Source organism: Rhodococcus aerolatus, from assembly GCF_054783215.1.
The window spans coordinates 1-20012 of record NZ_BAAGQZ010000033.1 but is presented as its reverse complement, the minus strand read 5'-3'; the positions used below and the strand labels follow the sequence as shown (position 1 = coordinate 20012).

Here is a 20012-nt window from a genome sequence, read left to right as displayed (position 1 = left end):
CTACCGGTCGGTGCGGCGCTCGTAGACGCCGACGACGTCCCCGGTCCAGTGGTCGGTGATGCCCTCGAAGGCGGCCAGGACCTTCTCGTGGTCCCAGTCGTCGACCACGTGGATCTCGTGGTCGTTGTGCTCCAGCGCGCCCTGCGGGTAGTCGATGATCGGGATCGACAGGTACACCGCCCGGCGGGCGGCCGCGCCGGCCCGGGCCCAGAGGTCGAGCGCCTCCTCGCGCGTCATGTGCTCGGCGACGTCGCCCAGGATCACCACGTCGGCCTCGGGGAGCTCGGTGGTGCGGGCGTCGCCGAGGACGACCTCGTCGTAGAGCTCGGCCAGGCCGTACCGCTCGACGTAGGGCTCGAAGACCTCGAGCGCCGTCAGGTGGGTGACCTCGCTGCCGGCCAGGAGCTTCGCGTAGGTGCCCGCACCGGCCCCGACGTCGAGCACCGTCACCGGGCCGAGCGCCGCGATCCGGGCACGCGTCCACGGCTTGCCCTCGGTCGAGCTGATCGGCACGGGTCCTCCTGGCGGTCGGTGGCCCCGGGGCGGGGCGGGGCGTGACGCCGCGCAGGCGCGCGGCGGCGCCCCGACGGTAGGCACCGCCGGGGCCGCGCGCCGGTCGAGCCGGGCTCAGTACCCGGGCTGGCCGTACCCCGGCTGGCCCTGCCCGGGCTGCTGGCCGTACCCGCCCTGGCCGCTGCCCGGCTGCTCGCCGTAGCCGCCCTGCCCGTACCCGCCCTGGCCGTAGCCGGGCTGGTCGCCGTACCCGCCCTGGCTGTAGCCGGGCTGCTGGCCGTAGCCGGGCTGCTCGCCGTAGCCGCCGTGGGCGCCCTGCCCGTAGCCACCCTGGCCGAGCCCGCCCTGGTCGAACCCGCCGGCGAGTTGCTTGGGCGAGGGGCCGTGCTGGTTGGCCGGCTGGCTGTCCTGGACCCAGAACACGATGAGCACGATGAAGCCCAGGATCGGGACGAGGGAGATGAGCTGCCACCACCCCGTCCGACCCGTGTCGTGCAGCCGCCGCGCGCCGGCGGCGAGCGACGGGACTACCAGGGCGAGCGCGGCGATGCCGCCGACGATGCTGCCCGTGCCGAGGATCGAGTCGATGATGCCCGCGACGACCCCGACGAGGAACGTGAAGAGGTAGAAGAACCAGAACTCGGACCGGCGGGCGCGTCCGGAGAAGCCCGCGTACTGGGTGAGGCACGAGCGCACGGCATCCGCGAAGGACATGTCAGCTCCCGGGTCGACCGCCCCGACGGCGGTGGTCGACCGATCCTCGCCGACCAGCCGCCCGGTGTGAAGTCTCGATGAGGTGACGGCGCGTCATCGCCGCCCGACCGTGTGCCGCACCTGCTGGCGCAGCGTCACGGTGCCGTCGCGGGCCCGCAGCGCGCCGAGCCGGCCCAGCACGTCCTCGCGCACCGCGTCCGTGTCGGCCTCGGGCACCGCGTCCCACATCGCGCGCTGGCCGTGCGAGCGGGAGAAGGCCAGCCAGTGCTCCGGGCTGGTGAAGCGCACCGACAGCTCCTGGTGGACCGTGCGCACGTCCTGCAGCCCCGCGGCGCGCAGCAGCCCGGCGACCCCGTCGTCGGTCCCGAGCTCCACCGTCCGACCCGTGGTGCGGGCGTCCCGCGTGCCCGCGGGCAGCCGGTCCACCAGCCCGGCCTCGACGTCGACCCACCGCGGGTCCTGCTCGCCGAACGTCGACACCCCCACCCGGCCCCCGGGGCCGAGCAGCTCCCGCCACCGGGCGAGGGCCGCCGCCGGGTCGGGCAGGAAGAACAGCACCAGCGAGGCGGCGACGACATCGAGCGAGGCGTCGGCGAGGTCAGGCACGCGGGCGTCCCCGACGACGGCACCCGCCTGCGGCAGGTGCGACACGGCCGCCGCGGCGCGCGCCACCATCCGCGGCGCCGGGTCGACCCCGAGCGCGGAGCCGCCGCTGCCCACCGCCTCGGCCAGCGGCAGCAGTGCGGCGCCCGCCCCGCACCCCACGTCCAGCGCGCGCTCCCCGGGCTGCGGCGCCAGCTCGGCGACCAGCCGGGCGGCGACGGGGGAGAACCACGGCACGCCGACCCGGTCGTAGGTGTCGGCGACCTCGTCGAAGATGTTCCGTGCCCCGGTCACGGGCCCATCGTGTCCCCGCCCGCGGCCCCGCACCAGGGTGCGACGGCGGGGAGAACCGGTTCGCCCGGCTCCGTAGGATCGACCGTCGGACGTCACGCCCCGTGGGAGCACCCCGCGCGGGCCACCACCCCCACCGAGAGGACCACCGTGCTGCGCACGCACCCCGCCGGCTCGCTGCGAGCCGAGCACGCCGAGCAGACCGTCACGCTCACCGGCTGGGTGGCACGGCGGCGCGACCACGGCGGGGTGGTCTTCATCGACCTGCGTGACGCCTCGGGCACCGCCCAGGTCGTCTTCCGCTCCGGCGCCGCGGCCGAGTCCGCCCACCGGCTGCGCGCCGAGTACTGCGTCCAGGTCACCGGCACCGTCGAGCGCCGGCCCGAGGGCAGCGAGAACACGGCGGTGGCCACCGGCGCCGTCGAGGTCAACGCCACCGAGCTGGTGGTGCTGGGCGAGAGCGCGCCGCTGCCCTTCCCGCTCGACGAGCACACCGAGGTCGGCGAGGAGGTGCGGCTGCGCCACCGCTACCTCGACCTGCGCCGGGAGGGTCCGGCCGCGGCCATCCGGCTGCGCTCGCAGGTCAACGCCGCCGCGCGCGGCGTGCTGGCCGGGCACGACTTCGTCGAGGTCGAGACGCCCACGTTGACCCGCTCCACCCCCGAGGGGGCCCGGGACTTCCTCGTCCCCGCCCGGCTGCAGCCCGGCAGCTTCTACGCCCTGCCGCAGAGCCCGCAGCTGTTCAAGCAGCTGCTCATGGTCGGCGGCCTCGAGCGGTACTACCAGATCGCCCGCTGCTACCGCGACGAGGACTTCCGCGCCGACCGCCAGCCGGAGTTCACCCAGCTCGACGTGGAGATGAGCTTCGTCGACACCGACGACGTCATCGCCCTGGCCGAGGAGGTGCTGGCCGCGCTGTGGCGGCTGGTGGGCCACGAGATCGCGCTGCCCATCCCGCGGATGACCTACGCCGAAGCCATGCGCCGCTACGGCTCCGACAAGCCGGACCTGCGCTTCGGCCTCGAGCTCGTCGAGTGCATGGACCTGTTCGCCGACACCACCTTCCGGGTGTTCCAGGCCCCCTACGTCGGCGCCGTCGTTATGCCCGGCGGGGCCTCGCAGGCCCGGCGCACGCTCGACGGCTGGCAGGAGTGGGCCAAGCAGCGCGGCGCCAAGGGCCTGGCCTACGTGCTGGTCGCCGAGGACGGCGGGCTCACCGGCCCGGTCGCCAAGAACCTCACCGACGCCGAGCGCGACGGCCTCGCCGCCCACGTCGGCGCGAGCCCCGGGGACTGCATCTTCTTCGCGGCGGGGGAGACCAAGACCTCCCGCGCGCTGCTGGGCGCCGCCCGCGGCGAGATCGCGAAGCGCCAGGGGCTGATCGACCCGGACGCGTGGGCGTTCACGTGGGTCGTCGACGCCCCGCTGTTCGAGCCGGCGGGTGACGCGGTGGCCAGCGGGGACGTGGCCGTCGGCGGCGGGGCGTGGACCGCGGTGCACCACGCGTTCACCTCGCCCAAGGCCGACGTCCTCGACACGTTCGACGCCGACCCCGGCTCGGCGCTCTCCGACGCCTACGACATCGTCTGCAACGGCAACGAGATCGGCGGCGGCAGCATCCGCATCCACCGCCGCGACGTGCAGGAGCGGGTGTTCGCGGTGATGGGGCTCGACCCCGCGGCGGCGCAGGAGAAGTTCGGGTTCCTGCTCGACGCGTTCGCCTTCGGCGCGCCCCCGCACGGCGGCATCGCCATGGGCTGGGACCGCATCGTCGCCCTGCTCGCCGGGACCGACTCCATCCGCGAGGTCATCGCGTTTCCCAAGTCCGGCGGCGGGGTCGACCCGCTCACCGACGCCCCCGCCCCCATCACCGCCGGGCAGCGCAAGGACTCCGGCATCGACGCGAGGCCCGCCCCGCCGTCGGCGACGGGACAGGACGGCGGCGCGGGCAAGGCCACCCGCGACGACACCTGAGCCCCTCCGCCGCACCCGGTCACGGCGAGGGCCGGTGTGTGGCGGCCGCAGGCCCGCCCGGGGCGACACACACCGGCGCTCGGCGGGGCAGGCCGCCCGGGACTAGAGGGTGGCGGCGGAGAAGGTGTCGCAGCCGGCCACGTCGCCCCCGCGGTACCCCTGGGTGAACCAGCGCTGCCGCTGCGCCGACGTGCCGTGGGTGAACGACTCCGGGTCCGCCCGGCCGCCCGAGGCCTGCTGGATGCGGTCGTCGCCCACCGACGCCGCGGCCGAGAGCGCGTCGGTGATGTCCTGCTCGGTCAGCGGGGCCAGGAACGGCACCCCGCTCTCCGGGTCGGGCTCGGTGGTGGCGTGGTTCGCCCACACCCCGGCGAAGCAGTCGGCCTGCAGCTCGGCGCGCACCGAGCCCGACGCGGCCCCGGACGGGTCCTGCTGGGCGCGGCGCAGCAGCCCGAGCTGGTCGGTGACGTGGTGGCCGAACTCGTGGGCGATCACGTACTCCTGCGCCAGCGGGCCGCCCGAGGACCCGTAGTCCCGCACGAGGACGTCGAAGAACGACGCGTCCACGTACACCGACTGGTCGCCGGGGCAGTAGAACGGCCCGGTCGCGCTCGTCGCCGCGCCGCACGCCGTGCTCGTCGAGCCGTCGAAGATCTGCAGGCCGGGCTGGGTGTAGGCCGGGCCGCCGCCGGCGGGCAGCACGTCCGCCCACACCGCGTCGAGGCTCTCGGCGGTGGCGATGATGCGGCACTGCACGTCGGTGTTGGCCGCCTCGGCCGTGGTGCAGCGGGAGAAGTCGGCGCTGCCCTGGGTGGCCGGCGCCGAGCCGGAGCCGTCGTCGAGCCCCAGGGAGGACGGGTCGACCCCCAGGAACACCGCCACCAGCACCACGACGATCCCGCCGATGCCGCCCCCGACGGCGACGCCGCGGCGGCCACCGCCCCCGCCGCCCCCGGCGCGGCCCGGGTCGATCTGCACGCCGTCGTTGAAGGTCACGCGGCACATCATGGCGGGTGCGCCCGCCCCGCGGGCACGGGGTGGCCGGGCCGGGCGCGCCGCCTGGCTACGCTCGCCCCGGCCGGGAACACCCCCGGCGCAGCACAGCCGGGGAGCACGGGTGGGCCTGACCGTCGACGCGCCCGGCGCGGACCTGCGTGACGCCGGCGACCCGGCCGAGCTCGCGGCCCGCGTGCGCCGGCTCGTGGCGGCCGACGGCATCACCTACACCCCGACCGGCGAGGCGGGCCGGGAGACCGACCCGCAGCCGCAGCCCTGGAAGCTCGACGCCGTCCCGCTCGTGGTGGACGAGGACGAGTTCGCCGCCCTCGCCGCCGGGGTGGAGCAGCGCTCCCGGCTGCTCGCCGCGGTGGTGTCCGACCTGGCGGGCCCCCGCACCCTGCTGGCCCGGGGCCTGCTGCCGCCGGAGGTGGTGCTCGGCCACCACGGGCACCTGCCCGGGGCGCACGGCACCGACGGCCCCGGGGCGCTGCTGCTGCACGCCGTCGACCTCGCCCGCACCGCCGCCGGGGGCGTGCTCGCGCTGACCGACCGCACCCAGGCCCCGTCCGGCCTCGGCTACGCGCTGGCCGACCGCCGCGTGCTGGCCCGCGCCGTGCCCGAGCACGTCGCCGAGACCGCCCCGCTGCCCCTGACCGGCTTCACCCGGGCCCTCGCCGCGGCGCTGCGCGCGGCCGCGCCCCCGGCGGTGGAGGACCCGCTCGTGGTGGTGCTCAGCCCGGGCAGCCACTCCGAGACCGCGTTCGACCAGGCCTACCTGGCCGCGTCGCTGGGCCTGCCGCTGGTGCAGAGCGCCGACCTGACCGTGCACCGCGGCGCGCTGTGGATGCGCTCGCTGGGCGACGACCAGCGCGTCGACGTGCTGCTGCGCCGCGTCGACGCCGACTTCGCCGACCCGCTCGACCTGCGTCGCAGCTCGCAGCTGGGGGTGAGCGGGCTGACCGAGGTGGTCCGCCGCGGCGGGGTGCGGGTGGTCAACGGCCTCGGCGCGCTGGCGGGGGAGAACCCGGCGCTGCCCGCCTTCCTGCCCGCCCTGTGCCGGGCCCTGCTCGACGAGGACCTCGTCCTGCCGTCGGTGCCCACCTGGTGGTGCGGGGACCCCGCCTCCCGCTCGCACGTGCTCGCCCGCGCCGACGACCTCGTCGTGCACGACCTGGCCGACGGCCGGGTGCTGACCCCGCGCACCCTCGACGCCGCCGCCCGCACCCGCTGGGCCGAGGAGCTGGCCGCCGCCCCGTGGCGCTGGGTGGGCCGCGAGCTCGTCGACTTCGCCGCCTCGCCGGTGCTGGGCTCGGGGGGCACCGTCGGCTCGGCGGGGGTGGGGCTGCGGGTGTTCACCGTGGACACCCCCGCCGGGCCCACCGCGTTGCCCGGCGCGCTGGGCCGCGTGGTGGTGCCCGACCCCGCGGGCGGGCTGCCCCGCAGCGGCGCCGCGAAGGACGTCTGGGTCCGGGCCGCGCACCCCGTCGAGACCTCCGCCGGGGCGGTCGCCCCCGCGACCCCGCGCCGGCCCGTCGCGGTGGCCCTGGGCTCGCCCCGGGTGCTGTCGGACCTGCACTGGCTGGGCCGCTACGCCGAGCGCGCCGAGGGCCTGGCCCGGGTGCTGCTGGCCGTGCACGACGGAAACTGGGGCGCCCACCCGGCCGCCCGCGCGCTGCTGGTCGCCCTCGCCCCCGAGGCCGACCACCCGGACGTCCCCGCCACCCGGCTGCTCGCCGACCCCGCCACCCCCGGCTCCGTCGCCGCGTCCGTGGCGGCCGCGGCGACCGCCGCCCGCGGGGTCCGCGAGCAGCTCAGCGGCGACACCTGGGCGGTGCTCTCCGTGGTCGACGACGCCCTGGCGGCCGCCCGGCGGTCCCGCGGGCCCGCGTCGTGGCGGGCCGCCGCCCAGGCCACGCTCACCGGGCTGCTGGCGCTGTCCGGCCTGGTCGCGGAGAACATGGTCCGCGACCCGGGCTGGTACCTGCTGGAGACGGGGCGCCGGGTCGAGCGCGCGCAGCAGGTCACCGCGCTGCTCGCGGGCTCGCTGGGTCCGGCCCGGGACCGGCTCACCGAGGACCCGCTGGTGGAGACCGTGCTGGTGGCCACCGAGTCGGTCGTCACCCACCGCCGCCGCAGCCGGGGCCGGGCCGACGCGGGCGCGGCGCTGGAGCTGCTGCTGCTCGACCCGGGCAACCCGCGGGGCGTGGCCCACCAGGTCGCGGCCGCCGGGGCCGCGCTGCGGTCGCTGCCCGAGGCCACCGGGGCGTCACGGCCCGAGCTGCTGGTCGAGCAGGTGCTGGCCACGCTGCGCCGCACCGAGGTCGCCGAGCTCGACCGGGTGGGCGACGACGGCCGCCGCACCCGGCTCGCCGAGCTGCTCGAGGACCTGCACGAGCAGCTGCGCGAGCTCGGCGGGGCCGTGGTGGCGACCCACCTGCGGCTGCCGTCCCCGGCCCGCCAGCTCGAGCAGTCCGCCGCCCGGGGCTCCCGGTGAGCCGCCGGCTGCGGATCGTCCACCGCACCACCTACGACTACGACGCCGACGTGACCGCCTCCTACGGCCGCGCCCACCTGCGCCCGCTCGACGGCCCGGGGCAGCGCGTCCTCGCCCACGAGCTCACCGTCGAGCCGACCCCCGACGACCTCGCCGAGTCCGACGACGAGCACGGCAACGCCCAGCTCTACTACGAGGTCACCACCCCGCACCGCCGGCTCGTCGTCACCGCCGTGACCGAGGTGGAGACGTCGACCCCGCAGCACGCCGACGACGTCCTCGCCCGGCCGTGGGAGGACGCCCGGCCGCGCTGGTCCGGCCACCCCGACGGGCCCGACCCCGACGACCCCGACCCGGCCACCACCGCCCGGGCGGTCGCGGCGGTGCTCGACCTGCAGCCGCCGGAGGTCGACGACGACGTCCGCGCCTTCGCCGCGGTGTCGCTGCGGCCCGGCCGGCCGGTGGGGGAGGCGCTGGCGGACCTCACCCACCGCATCCACACCGGGTTCACCTACGCCTCGGGCTCGACCACCAACGCCACCCGGGTCGCGGAGGTGCTCGCCGCGCGGGCGGGGGTCTGCCAGGACTTCGCCCGCCTCGCCCTGGCCTGCCTGCGCTCGCACGGCCTCGCCGCCCGCTACGTCTCCGGCTACCTCGCGACGGCCCCGCCGCCGGGCCGCGAGCGCGTGGTGGGGGCCGACGCCACCCACGCCTGGCTGGAGGCCGCCCTGCCCGGGGGCGGCTGGCTGGGCCTGGACCCGACCAACGACTGCGTCGTCGACGACCGCTACACCGTGGTGGCCCGGGGTCGGGATTTCGTCGACGTCAGCCCGCTGCGCGGCATCATCCACACCGAGGCCGCGTCGAGCCGGATGCACGTCTCCGTCGACGTCGCCCCGCCCCCGGCGGCGGACGGGGCGGGCTGAGCGGGCCCCGGATCGTTGGGCAGCCGCCCCGGGGCGTCGTTACGGTTCCCCGGGCGCCGCGGACCGTCGGCCGACCCGCGGCCCGTCCCGGCACCCCCACCCCAGGAGCTCCCACCGCCATGCGCGACTTCGCCTGCACCACGTGTGGCCAACGCCTCGCCTTCGAGAACACCGAGTGCCTGCACTGCCACAGCCGCCTCGGCTACAGCCTGCCGGAGCGCCAGCTGCGGGTGCTCGACGAGAACCAGACGGTCAGCGTCGACGGCGTGGTCCACGAGCGCTGCGCCTGCGCCCGCACCGCGCGGTGCAACTGGCTGGCCCCCACCACGGCCAGCGAGGGCATGTGCGCCTCCTGCGCGCTCACCCGCACCCGACCGGCCGCGAGCAGCGACGCCATGGGCGCGTTCGGCGACGCCGAGGCGGCCAAGCGGCGGCTCGTCGTGGAGCTGACCGAGCTGGGCCTGCCCATCACCGGCCGCAGCGTCGACCCCGACGGCGGGCTCTGCTTCGACCTGCTGGACAGCTCGAGCACGAACGTCATCACCGGGCACGCGAGCGGGGTCATCACCCTCGACCTCGCCGAGGGCGACGACGTGCACCGCGAGCAGCTGCGGGTGTCGATGGAGGAGCCGTACCGCACCCTGCTGGGGCACTTCCGCCACGAGACCGGCCACTACTACTTCACGGTGCTGGTCGGCGCCGGGCCCGAGCTGCCGCGCTTCACCGAGCTGTTCGGCGACCCGGCCAGCGACTACCAGGCCGCGCTCGACCGGCACTACTCCCAGGGCGCGCCCGACGGCTGGGAGCAGGACCACGTCTCCTCCTACGCCACGATGCACCCCGCGGAGGACTGGGCGGAGACCTTCGCCCACTACCTGCACATCCGCGACACCCTCGACACCGCCGCCGCCTTCGGCTTCGCCCCGGCCGGCATGACGCTGGAGGGCCCCGTGCCCGGCCGGGTCGGCTTCGACCGCATCATCGAGCTGTGGCTGCCGCTCGCCTGGTCGCTGAACATGATCAACCGCTCCATGGGCCACGCCGACCTCTACCCGTTCGTGCTGCGCGGCCGGGTCCTGGAGAAGATGGCCTTCGTCCACGAGCTGGTGACGGGGGCGAGCTCCTGACCCCGGGCGTGACGGAGCCGGACGAGTCGGGCGTGGACGGTACGGTCGAGTCGATGCCCTCCTCGACCCCCACCGCGACGACCCCGACCCCCACCACCGTCCTCGACCCGGTCTCGGACGTCCTCGACAGCGCGGAGCGGCTGCTGGCCCGCCGCACCGGGGCGCCGGTGGTGCTGGCCGACCCGGAGGACCTGGGGGGCAGCGGCCGCTCGGTGGTGCTGCGCGTGCGGGTCGCGGAGAACCCCTTCTCCCTGCCGCGCACCCTGGTGGTCAAGCAGGTCCGCCCCGCCCGCGGCACCGACCGCGAGCACGGCCCGCTGCTCGACGTCGGCGCGAGCCGCTCGGCCGCCGAGGAGCGCCAGGCCTTCCTGCGCGAGGTCGTCTCCTACCAGTTCGCCACCGCCCTGCACGCCGACCGCCGCCCGGGCGCGGCGCTGGTCGGCTACGACGTCGACTCCCAGCTCCTCGTGCTCGGTGACCTGGGGTCGGCCCCGACCATGGCGGAGGTCATCGCCTCCCACGACGGGGCGGACCTGCACCACGCGCTCATGGCGTGGGCGCAGGCGCTGGGCCGGCTGCACGCCGCCACCGCGGGCCGGGAGCAGGACTTCGCCGCGCTGCTGCGCCGCAGCGACGACTCCGCCTGGGTCGACCCCCTGGCTGCACCCGCCCGCACGGCGCTCGCCGAGCTGCCCGCGCTGCTGGGGACGCACCTGGGGGTGCCCACCCCCGACGCCGTGCTCGAGCGGGCGGCGCGGTGCGAGCGGCTGCTCGACGGCGGCCTGCGGGCGTTCAGCCCGTCGGACCTGTGCCCCGGCAACGCCCTGGTCACCTCCGACGGGGTCAAGTTCCTCGACTTCGAGGACGGCGGGTTCCGCGACGTGGCCCTCGACGCGGCCTACATGCTCGTGCCGTTCCCCGACTGCTGGTGCTCGGCGGAGCTCTCCGCCGGCCAGGCGGGCGACCTGGTGCAGGCCTGGCGCTCGGAGGTCGTCGGCGTGTGGCCGCAGCTGGCCGACGACGCGGCGCTGGCCACCCGGCTGCTCGACGCCCAGCTGCTGTGGGTGTGGGCGAGCACCCACTGGTTCCTGCCCGCCGCACCGGCCCGCCGCGGCCCCAGCAGCGTCCACACCCTGGCCCACCCCCGCGCCGAGGTGCTGGCCACCCGCTGGTCCCGGCTGGCCGCCACGGCCGACGCCCTCGACGAGGACGCCGTGGCCGCCCACGCCCGCGCGGTCGCCGGGGCGCTCGGGGCCTGAGCGTGACCGAGCCGGACGCGGCCGAGGACGGTCTGTTCGACGTGGCCCCCGGCGTCGAGCCCGTCGGCCCGCCGCAGGACGCGCCCCGCCGGGCCCCCGCCGCGGTCCGCCCCGACGCCCCGCTGGCCGTGCGGATGCGCCCCGCCTCGCTCGAGGAGGTCCTCGGCCAGGACCACCTGCTGGGCCCCGGCGCCCCGCTGCGCCGCCTGGTCGAGGGCGCCGCCCCGGCGTCGGTGCTGCTGCACGGCCCACCCGGCACCGGCAAGACCACGCTGGCCACCCTGGTCTCGCACGCCACCGGCCGGCGCTTCGAGGCCCTCAGCGCGCTCAGCGCCGGGGTCAAGGAGGTCCGCGCCGTGATCGAGCTGGCCCGGCGCCGGTTGGTGCACGGCGAGCAGACCGTGCTGTTCATCGACGAGGTGCACCGCTTCTCCAAGACCCAGCAGGACGCGCTGCTCGGCGCGGTGGAGGACCGGGTGGTGCTGCTCGTCGCCGCCACCACCGAGAACCCGTCGTTCTCGGTCGTCTCACCCCTGCTCTCCCGGTCCCTGGTGCTGGCGCTGCGCCCGCTGGGGGCCGAGGACGTCCGCGCCCTGGTCCGCCGGGCGGTCACCGACCCCCGGGGCCTGGATGGCCGGGTCGTGCTCGCCGCGGACGCCGAGGACCACCTGGTGCGCCTGGCCTCCGGGGACGCCCGCCGCGCGCTGACCGCGCTGGAGGCCGCCGCGGGCGCCGTGGGCGGCACGCCGGAGGACCCCGCGACGGTGGACCTGGCCGTGGTCGAGGCGGCCGTCGACACCGCGGCGGTGCGCTACGACCGCGACGGCGACCAGCACTACGACGTCATCAGCGCCTTCATCAAGTCGATCCGCGGCTCGGACGTCGACGCCGCGCTGCACTACCTGGCGCGGATGATCACCGCGGGGGAGGACCCCCGCTTCATCGCCCGCCGGCTGGTGGTCCACGCCAGCGAGGACGTCGGCATGGCCGACCCGACCGCCCTGCTGACCGCGACCGCCGCCGCGCAGGCGGTGGCGCTCATCGGCATGCCCGAGGCCCGCCTCGCCCTGGCGCAGGCCACGATCCACCTGGCGACCGCCCCGAAGTCACCCGGGGTCGTGGCCGCGCTCTCGGCCGCGCTGGCCGACGTCGCCGCGGGCGGGGCGGGTCCGGTCCCGCCGCACCTGCGCGACGGCCACTACGCCGGGGCGCAGGCCCAGGGCAGCGCCGTCGGCTACCGATACCCCCACGACCACCCCGACGGGGTGCTCACCCAGCAGTACCCGCCCGACGAGCTCGTCGGGCGCGACTACTACGCCCCCACCCCGCACGGCCACGAGCGCGGCGTGGGCGAGCGGCTGGGCCGGCTGCGCCGCATCGTCCGGGGCCTGGCCCGCTAGACCGGCCGCCCCGGCGTCAGTCCTGCAGGCAGGACACCAGCGCGCGCACCATCAGCGGCACGTCGTCGGCCGAGGCCAGCTCGCGGCAGGAGTGCATCCCCAGCACCGGGTTGCCCACGTCGACGGTGGAGATGCCCAGCCGGGTGGCGGTGAGCGGCCCGATGGTCGACCCGCAGGGCAGGTCGGCGCGGGACACGAAGTGCTGCACCGGGACCCCGACCGCCTCGCACCGCTCGGTGAACCAGCCGCCGCTGCGGGCGTCGGTGGCGTAGGCCTGGTTGGCGTTGAGCTTGACCACGGGACCACCGCCGAGCACCGGGGTGTGGGCCGGCTCGTGGCGCTCGCCCCGGGTGGGGTGCACGGCGTGGGAGACGTCGGCGGAGACCAGCCTCGATCGGGCCACGGCCTGGTGCAGCGCCTGCGGGTCCGGGTCCCCGGTGGCGGCGACCACGCGGGCCAGCACGTCGGCGAGGAAGGACCCGCGGGCGCCCTCCGCGGACCCGCTGCCCACCTCCTCGTGGTCGTTGGCCACCAGCACCTGGGTGTGGGCGGCGGGGGCGGCGGCGAGCAGGGCGTGGGTGCCCGCGTGGCAGCTGGACTGGTTGTCCAGCCGGGGCGCCGCCACCCAGGACCCGTCCGCGCCGGCACGCGCGGCCGGCTGGGTGTCGGCGAGCACCAGGTCGTGGCCCACCACCTCCTCGACCCCCACGCCGGCGGCGGCCGCGACGGCCTCGCGCAGCCCCGGCTCGGTGCCCAGCTCGGCGCCCCAGACGGGCACGAGGTGCTGCTGCGGGTCGAGCACCAGGCCCTCCCGCACGGACCGGTCGAGGTGGATCGCCAGCGACGGGAACCGCAGCGGGGCACCCGGCAGCACCACCAGCCGCACCGCGCCGCCGCGCAGCACGACCCTCCCGGCGACCGTCAGCTCGCGGTCCAGCCAGGTGTGGGCGAGCAGCCCGCCGTAGGGCTCGACCCCCACCAGCCGGTACCCGGAGCGGTGCACGTCGGAGCGGGGACGCACCTTGAAGGTGGGGGAGTCGGTGTGGGCGCCGACGAGCCGGAAGCCGGCCGCGGCCGGGGCGTCGGTGCCCACCCGCAGCGCCACCAGGCTGCCCCCGCCGCGCACCACGTAGCGCCGGTCGCCGGGGCGCAGCGCCCACCGGTCGGCCTCGGCGAGCTCGGTGAACCCCGCCGCGCGCAGCCGCCGGGTCGCCTCGGCCACCGAGTGCGACGGCGAGGGCGCGGCGTCGACGAACGCCCGCAGGTCGTCGCCGGTCGGTGCGGGTGCGGTCGTGCCGGGGGTGCTGTCGACCCCGGAGGTGTGGTCCGTCACGACCGCGACCCTGCCACGTGCGGGCGTCCGGCCCGCCCCCGCGGGCACCGCCGCCGACCCCACCGGGCACGCACGGGGCGGTCGGTCCGCGGTGCGCCCGGTAGCGTGACCGCACGACAGGACGCCGCCGTCGCCGACGGGGGCCCGGGTGCACGACGCGCCCGACGACGCAGGGAGGTCGACGAGGTGCTGGTGCAGCGACGCACGGTGCCCACCGCCGGGGTGCCACGGTGATCGCGCGGCTGGGCTGGATGGCCCTGGGCGTGGCCGTGGGGATCCTGGGCGGCCGGGTGGTCGCGCGGCGCACCGAGGCCGAGCCGGGCCCGCCCGTGCTGGCCGCGGCCACCCGGGTCGCGCTCGGCGCCACCCCCGCGGGGGGACCCGCCGAGGGCCCCGCGTCCGGTGCCGCGACCACCCCGGCGACCGAGGCCCCGGTCCCCGCCACCGAGGTTCCCGACCCCGCCACCGAGGTGCCCGACCCCGCCCCGCCCGAGCGCCCCACGGTGAGCACGGCCCGGCCCACCCCGGCGCCCTGGCCCCGCCCGCGCCCGGAGCCCTCCGGCCGGCACGCCTGGGTCCCGCCGGAGGAGTCCGGCCCCGACCCGCAGCAGCCCCCGGGCTGACGGCGGCCCACCGGCCGCCACCCACAGGCCCTGCCGCGCCGCGCCCGCGCGTCCCCGACCCGGGACCCGGACCGGCCCGGCACCGCGAGCGAAGGACGCACAGTGCAGACCCACGAGATCCGCCGCCGGTTCCTCGACCACTTCACCGCCTCCGGCCACACCCTGGTGCCCAGCGCGTCGCTGCTCCTCGACGACCCGAACCTGCTGTTCGTCAACGCCGGCATGGTGCCGTTCGTCCCCTACTTCCTCGGCCAGGTGCCTGCGCCCTACCCGCGGGCGACCAGCGTGCAGAAGTGCGTGCGCACCGGGGACATCGAGAACGTCGGGGTCACGACCCGGCACAACACGTTCTTCCAGATGGCGGGCAACTTCTCCTTCGGCGACTACTTCAAGCGCGAGGCCATCGCGTTCGCCTGGTCGCTGCTCACCCGCAGCCAGGACGACGGCGGCTACGGGTTCGACCCGGAGCGGCTGTGGGTGACCGTCTACCTCGACGACGACGAGACGATCGGGCTGTGGCAGGAGGTCGCCGGGGTGCCGCTGGAGCGCATCCAGCGCCTGGGCAAGGCCGACAACTACTGGTCCATGGGCATCCCCGGCCCGTGCGGCCCGGACTCGGAGATCTTCTTCGACCGCGGCCCCGAGCACGGTGCCGAGGGCGGCCCGGCGGTGGACTCCGACCGCTACATCGAGGTCTGGAACCTCGTGTTCATGCAGAACGAGCGCGGCGCGGGGATCGGCAAGGACGACTTCGAGATCCTCGGCCCGCTGCCCCGGCAGAACATCGACACCGGCATGGGCGTCGAGCGGGTCGCGATGCTGCTGCAGGGCGTGGAGAACGTCTACGAGACCGACCTGGTGCGCCCGGTGATCGCCGTCGCCGAGGAGCTCTCGGGGCGCCGCTACGGCGCGGGCGGCGAGCAGGGCACCGCCGACGACGTCCGCTTCCGCGTCATCGCCGACCACGCGCGCACCGGGGTCATGCTCATCGCCGACGGGGTCACCCCCGGCAACGACGGCCGCGGCTACGTGCTGCGCCGGCTGCTGCGCCGCATCGTCCGCGCGGCCCGGCTGCTCGGCATCACCGAGCCCAGCATGGCGCGCTTCGTCGCCGTGGTCCGCGAGACCATGGGCCCGTCCTACCCCGAGCTCGTCAGCGACGCCGAGCGCATCGAGCGGGCTGCGGTGGGCGAGGAGACCGCGTTCCGGCGCACCCTCGAGGCCGGCTCGACGCTGTTCGACACCGCCGCCGAGCAGGTGCGCGCCGCCGGCTCGACCGTCATCGCCGGCGACCGCGCGTTCGCGCTGCACGACACCTACGGGTTCCCCATCGACCTGACCCTGGAGATGGCGGCCGAGGCGGGCCTCACCGTCGACGAGCCCGGCTTCCGGGCCCTCATGGCGGAGCAGCGCGACCGCGCCAAGGCCGACGCGCAGCGCAACAAGACCGGGCACGGCGACCTCTCCGCCTACCGCGAGCTGCTGGCCCAGGGCCCGACGGACTTCACCGGCTACGACGAGCTGACCAGCGAGGCGACCGTGCGCGGCCTGCTGGCCGACGGGGCCCGCGTCGCCGCGGCCACCCAGGGCCAGACCGTCGAGCTCGTCCTCGACCGCACCCCGCTCTACGCCGAGTCGGGCGGGCAGGAGGCCGACGCCGGCACCATCACCGCCCCGGGTGCCCGGCTCGAGGTGCTCGACGTGCAGAAGGTGGCCAAGCAGCTCTGGGTGCACCGGGTGCGCGTGGCCGAGGGCGAGGTGGCCGAGGGCCAGGCCGTGCTCGCCCAGGTCGACCCGGAGTGGCGGGTCGGGGCGCGCCAGGCGCACTCCGGCACCCACCTGGTCCACGCGGCCCTGCGCCACGTGCTCGGGCCCACCGCGGTGCAGTCCGGCTCCTACAACAAGCCCGGCTACCTGCGGCTCGACTTCGCCTGGCAGGGCGGGCTGAGCGCGGCCACCCGCAGCGAGGTCGAGGACGTCACCAACCGCGCCGTCCGGGACGACCTGGCCGTGCGGGTGCTGCACACCGACATGGGCGGCGCCCGCGAGCTCGGCGCGCTGGCCCTGTTCGGGGAGACCTACGACGAGGAGGTGCGCGTCGTGGAGATCGGCGGGCCCTTCTCCCGCGAGCTGTGCGGCGGCACCCACGTCACCCACTCCTCGCAGGTGGGCCCGGTGACGCTCACCGCGGAGTCCTCGGTCGGGTCCGGGGTGCGCCGCGTCGAGGCCTTCGTCGGCCACGACGCCTTCCGCCACCTGGCCGCCGAGCGGGCGCTCCTCCAGGGCCTGGCCGCGGTGCTCAAGGTGCCCGACGCGGAGGTGCCCGCCCGGGTCGAGGCCCTGCTCGAGCGGCTGCGCGTCGCCGAGCGCGAGCTCGAGGCCGTGCGCGCCCGGCAGGTGCTGGCCTCCGCCGCGGGCCTGGCCGACGGCGCGGAACGGGTCGGCGCGGTCGACCTCGTGGCCACCGCGGTGCCCGAGGGCGTCACCGGCGGCGACCTGCGCACCCTGGCCACCGACGTGCGCGCCCGCCTCGGTGCCCGCCCGGGCGTCGTGGCGCTGTTCGCCCCGGCGGGGGAGAAGGTGTCCTTCGTCGTCGCCACCACCGCCGCCGCACGCGAGGCCGGGGTGGCGGCAGGAGCCCTGGTGCCCAGCTTCGCCGCGGTGCTCGGCGCGCGGGGCGGGGGCAAGCCCGACATGGCCCAGGGTGGCGGCACCGAGCCCGCCGCGGTGCCCGACGCGGTGGCGGCGCTGCGTGCCCACCTGGCCGCCGGGGCATGACGGTGGACGGCCCCGACCGCACCGACCCCGACCGACCCGGCCACGACGACCCCGGCCGGGGCCGGCGCCTCGGCGTCGACGTCGGCTCGGTGCGGGTGGGGGTCGCGGTCAGCGACCCGGACGGCCTGGTGGCCACCCCCGTCGAGACCGTGGCCCGGCAGCGCGGCAGCACCCGGCCCGACGCACCGGACCTGCTGCGGGTCGCGGCCCTCGCGGCCGAGCACGACTGCGTCGAGGTCGTCGTCGGGCTGCCCCGGACCCTGCGGGCCGAGCACGGGGCGGCCGCGCAGAGCGCCTCCCGCTACGCCCGGCTGCTCGGTGAGAGGGTGGACCCCGTGCCCGTCCGGCTGTCCGACGAGCGGTTCACCACCGTGACCGCGACGCGCACCCTGGCCGAGCGCGGGGTGCGGGGCGCCCGCCAGCGCGCGGTCATCGACCAGGCCGCCGCGGTGGCGATCCTGCAGGGGTGGCTCGACGGCCGCCGACGCACCCTGGCCGCCGCCGCGGCCGCCGACGTGGAGGAGCAGGCGTGAGCGACGACGACCTCGGCCTGCTCGGCCACCCCGAGGACGACGAGCCCCGCGGCCGCCGGGACGACGGGTGGGACCGCCCGGACGCCTGGGGCAGCTCACGGGCCGTGCCCCGCCACGTCGAGGACGCCGAGGGCTCGCTGCCGCCGCGGCGGCGGGCTCAGGCCCGGCGTGCCGAGCAGCGGCGCACGGTCGCCCGCCGGCGCCGCCGGCTCGGCACGGTCGTCGCCGTCGTCGTGCTGCTCGGCGTGGTCGCCGGGGTCGTGGTCGGCGGCCGGGCGCTGCTGGGCAGCTTCGGCTCCAGCAGCACCCCGGACTTCGCCGGCCCCGCGGGCCCCGAGGTCGTCGTCCGCGTCGCCTCGGGCGACACGTCGGCCCAGATCGGGGCCACGCTCGCCGACCGCGGCGTCGTCGCCAGCGCGGCCGCCTTCAACGAGGCGGCGCGGACGAACGCCGCCGTGACCTCCGTGCAGCCCGGCTACTACGTGCTGCCCACCAACATCCCCGGCACCCAGGCCGTGACCGACCTGCTGGCCCCCGACGCCCGCGTCGGCACCCTCGTCATCCCCGAGGGCCGCCAGCTCGACGACGTCACCGGCTCCACCGGGCAGGTCACCCCCGGCATCCTGTCGATGCTCTCCCAGGCCTCCTGCGCCACCATCAACGGCACCCGGAGCTGCGTCGACGTCGCCGACCTGCGCACCGCGGCGGCCACCGCCGACCTCGACGCGCTGGGGGTCCCGGAGTTCGCCCGCCCCGCCGTCACCGCCGCGACCGACGCGGGCAAGCGCCTCGAGGGGCTCATCCGCCCGGGCAGCTACGACGTCGCCCCCGGCACCACCGCCACCCAGCTGCTCAACCAGGTGCTCACCACCTCGGCGGCCTCGTTCCAGGCGACCGGCCTGCTCGACGGGGCACCGGTGGCCGGGCTCGACCCCTACCAGGTGCTCACCGTCGCCTCGCTGGTGGAGCGCGAGGCGCTGCCCGCCGACTTCGCCAAGGTGGCCCGGGTGATCTACAACCGCCTCGCGGTCGGCCAGAAGCTGGAGTTCGACTCGACCGTCAACTACCCGCTCGACGTGCAGGCCGTCGCCACCACCGACGCCGCCCGCGCCACGGTCACCCCGTGGAACACCTACGCCACCCCGGGCCTGCCCAAGACGCCGATCTCGTCGCCGGGCGACGCCGCCCTCACCGCCGCCGAGCAGCCCGCCGACGGCACGTGGCTGTACTTCGTCACCGTGGACACGCAGGGCACCACGGTGTTCTCCACCTCCTTCGCCGACCACGAGGCCGCGATCCGGCTGGCCCAGGCCAACGGTGTCTTCGGCTGAGCCGGCGCAGGCGTCGACACCCCGCCGGGCGGCCGTGCTCGGCTCGCCCGTCGGGCACTCCCGCTCCCCGGACCTGCACCGGGCCGCCTACGCCGCGCTCGGGCTGACCGGCTGGACCTACACCCGGGTCGAGTGCGACGCCGCCGGGCTCGCCCCGCTGGTCGACGGGCTCGGCCCGGAGTGGGTGGGGCTGTCGGTGACGATGCCGGCCAAGCTGGCCGCGCTGGGGCGGGCCGACACCCGCTCGGAGCGCTCCGCCGCCGTCGGCGCGGCCAACACCCTGGTGCGCCGCGACGGGGGCTGGTGGGCCGACTGCACCGACGTCGACGGCGCCGCCGGGGCGCTGGCCGAGCTGGGGCACGGCCGGCCCGACGTCGCCGGGCGCCCCGTGCTCGTGCTCGGGGCGGGGGGCACGGCGCGGGCCGTGGTCGCCGCGCTGGCCCGGGAGCAGGTGGCGGAGGTGGTCGTCGCCGTGCGGGAGCCCGCCCGCGCCGACGGGGTGCGCGCCACGGCCGAGCGGCTGGGGGTCCCGCTCCGGGTGGTGCGCCTCGACGCCGTGACGGCGGAGGCCGGGGCCGCGGCGGCGTGCGTGTCGACGGTCCCCGCGGACGCGCAGGCGGCGCTCGTGGACGCCCTGGCCCCGGTGCGGTCCCTGCTCGACGTCGTCTACCACCCGTGGCCCACCCCCCTCGCCGCGGCCGTGCTGGCCCGCGGCGGCCGGGTGGTCGGCGGCGCCCGGGTGCTGCTGCACCAGGCCTTCGGGCAGGTCGAGGCCTTCACCGGGCTGCCCGCCCCCCGCGCGGCGATGGCGGCCGCGCTGGCGGCCCCGCCCGGCTGAGCACCACGTCGGGGCCCGCGGCGCAACCCCCGGCGGCCCGGGTGTGGACGCACGGTCGCGTCGGTCCCCAGGTGCCCGACGCCCGTCCCGCGGCGGGCCGCGCGCCGCGACGATCGGCCGGTGACCACCCTGCTGCCGCCCACCGCCGGGTCCCTGCTCGTGGCGTGCCTCGTGCTCGCGGCGCTCGTCCTCGGCCGCCGGGCCCTGCTCGGCGCGTCCCGGCCCGTGCCGCTGCCCCGCACGGGCGTGGCGCTCGGCGGCGGGGCGGTCGCGCTC

16 protein-coding genes are annotated in these 20012 nt (G+C 77.2%); 11 read left to right on the top strand and 5 right to left on the bottom strand.

The window, feature by feature from the left end; translation table 11 throughout:
* From ACYVOF_RS12830 to ACYVOF_RS12820, 3 genes are all read right to left on the bottom strand, one after another.
* Complete coding sequence (locus ACYVOF_RS12830; RefSeq protein ID WP_460867048.1) at positions 1 to 513, bottom strand: class I SAM-dependent methyltransferase; 513 nt, start codon at positions 511 to 513, stop codon at positions 1 to 3.
* A gap of 114 nt (positions 514 to 627) precedes the next feature.
* Positions 628 to 1227 carry a DUF805 domain-containing protein gene (locus ACYVOF_RS12825; RefSeq protein WP_460867046.1) on the bottom strand — a complete coding sequence of 200 codons (600 nt, stop codon included), beginning with the start codon at positions 1225 to 1227 and terminating at the stop codon, positions 628 to 630.
* A gap of 93 nt (positions 1228 to 1320) precedes the next feature.
* A complete protein-coding gene (locus ACYVOF_RS12820) occupies positions 1321 to 2124 on the bottom strand; it encodes a class I SAM-dependent methyltransferase (RefSeq protein WP_460867044.1) in 804 nt (267 codons plus the stop codon).
* A gap of 147 nt (positions 2125 to 2271) precedes the next feature.
* On the opposite strand from ACYVOF_RS12820, the gene aspS reads away from it, so the two are divergent.
* The gene (gene aspS / locus ACYVOF_RS12815) at positions 2272 to 4095 is read left to right on the top strand and encodes an aspartate--tRNA ligase (RefSeq protein WP_460867043.1); all 1824 of its coding nucleotides are present in this window, start codon (positions 2272 to 2274) and stop codon (positions 4093 to 4095) included.
* Between the two features lie 102 nt (positions 4096 to 4197).
* Here aspS and ypfJ read toward each other — a convergent pair whose 3' ends face one another.
* Positions 4198 to 5091 (bottom strand): KPN_02809 family neutral zinc metallopeptidase, encoded by an 894-nt coding sequence (ypfJ, locus tag ACYVOF_RS12810; protein WP_460867041.1) that lies wholly within the window; start codon positions 5089 to 5091, stop codon positions 4198 to 4200.
* A 121-nt stretch (positions 5092 to 5212) separates the two neighbouring features.
* Here ypfJ and ACYVOF_RS12805 point away from each other — a divergent pair, with 121 nt between their 5' ends.
* From ACYVOF_RS12805 to ACYVOF_RS12785, 5 genes are all read left to right on the top strand, one after another.
* Positions 5213 to 7588, top strand: coding sequence for a circularly permuted type 2 ATP-grasp protein (locus tag ACYVOF_RS12805; RefSeq protein ID WP_460867040.1), 2376 nt, complete (start codon positions 5213 to 5215; stop codon positions 7586 to 7588).
* The gene (locus ACYVOF_RS12800) at positions 7585 to 8514 is read left to right on the top strand and encodes a transglutaminase family protein (RefSeq protein ID WP_460867039.1); all 930 of its coding nucleotides are present in this window, start codon (positions 7585 to 7587) and stop codon (positions 8512 to 8514) included. The genes ACYVOF_RS12805 and ACYVOF_RS12800 overlap by 4 nt, the downstream gene beginning before the upstream one ends.
* A 119-nt stretch (positions 8515 to 8633) precedes the next feature.
* A complete protein-coding gene (locus tag ACYVOF_RS12795) occupies positions 8634 to 9641 on the top strand; it encodes a zinc-binding metallopeptidase family protein (protein ID WP_460867037.1) in 1008 nt (335 codons plus the stop codon).
* Between the two features lie 53 nt (positions 9642 to 9694).
* The gene (locus tag ACYVOF_RS12790) at positions 9695 to 10900 is read left to right on the top strand and encodes a phosphotransferase family protein (protein WP_460867036.1); all 1206 of its coding nucleotides are present in this window, start codon (positions 9695 to 9697) and stop codon (positions 10898 to 10900) included.
* 2 nt (positions 10901 to 10902) lie between these two features.
* Entirely contained in the window at positions 10903 to 12300 is a 1398-nt protein-coding gene (locus ACYVOF_RS12785) for a replication-associated recombination protein A (RefSeq protein WP_460867034.1), read from the top strand.
* 16 nt (positions 12301 to 12316) lie between these two features.
* Here the strand turns inward: ACYVOF_RS12785 and ACYVOF_RS12780 are convergent, their stop codons facing one another.
* The gene (locus ACYVOF_RS12780) at positions 12317 to 13633 is read right to left on the bottom strand and encodes a M18 family aminopeptidase (protein ID WP_460867033.1); all 1317 of its coding nucleotides are present in this window, start codon (positions 13631 to 13633) and stop codon (positions 12317 to 12319) included.
* A gap of 230 nt (positions 13634 to 13863) precedes the next feature.
* Here ACYVOF_RS12780 and ACYVOF_RS12775 point away from each other — a divergent pair, with 230 nt between their 5' ends.
* From ACYVOF_RS12775 to ACYVOF_RS12755, 5 genes are all read left to right on the top strand, one after another.
* Entirely contained in the window at positions 13864 to 14256 is a 393-nt protein-coding gene (locus ACYVOF_RS12775; protein ID WP_460867031.1) for a hypothetical protein, read from the top strand.
* A 102-nt stretch (positions 14257 to 14358) separates the two neighbouring features.
* Positions 14359 to 17034 (top strand): alanine--tRNA ligase, encoded by a 2676-nt coding sequence (gene alaS / locus ACYVOF_RS12770; RefSeq protein ID WP_460867029.1) that lies wholly within the window; start codon positions 14359 to 14361, stop codon positions 17032 to 17034.
* Entirely contained in the window at positions 17031 to 17567 is a 537-nt protein-coding gene (gene ruvX / locus ACYVOF_RS12765) for a Holliday junction resolvase RuvX (protein WP_460867028.1), read from the top strand. The genes alaS and ruvX overlap by 4 nt, the downstream gene beginning before the upstream one ends.
* Positions 17564 to 18898: an endolytic transglycosylase MltG gene (locus ACYVOF_RS12760; RefSeq protein WP_460867026.1), complete on the top strand. Its 1335-nt coding sequence runs from the start codon at positions 17564 to 17566 to the stop codon at positions 18896 to 18898. Before ruvX ends, ACYVOF_RS12760 begins: the two co-directional genes overlap by 4 nt.
* A complete protein-coding gene (locus ACYVOF_RS12755; RefSeq protein WP_460867024.1) occupies positions 18885 to 19736 on the top strand; it encodes a shikimate dehydrogenase in 852 nt (283 codons plus the stop codon). Before ACYVOF_RS12760 ends, ACYVOF_RS12755 begins: the two co-directional genes overlap by 14 nt.
* Positions 19737 to 20012: the final 276 nt, after the last annotated feature.

What these genes read in the sequence shown, in the direction of transcription:
- ACYVOF_RS12795 (WP_460867037.1), top strand. Translation starts at nt 8,634, where the DNA reads ATGCGCGACTTCGCCTGCACCACGTGTGGCCAACGCCTCGCCTTCGAG.
- ruvX (WP_460867028.1), top strand. Translation starts at nt 17,031, where the DNA reads ATGACGGTGGACGGCCCCGACCGCACCGACCCCGACCGACCCGGCCAC.
- ACYVOF_RS12790 (WP_460867036.1), top strand. Translation starts at nt 9,695, where the DNA reads ATGCCCTCCTCGACCCCCACCGCGACGACCCCGACCCCCACCACCGTC.
- ACYVOF_RS12825 (WP_460867046.1), bottom strand. Translation starts at nt 1,227, where the DNA reads ATGTCCTTCGCGGATGCCGTGCGCTCGTGCCTCACCCAGTACGCGGGC.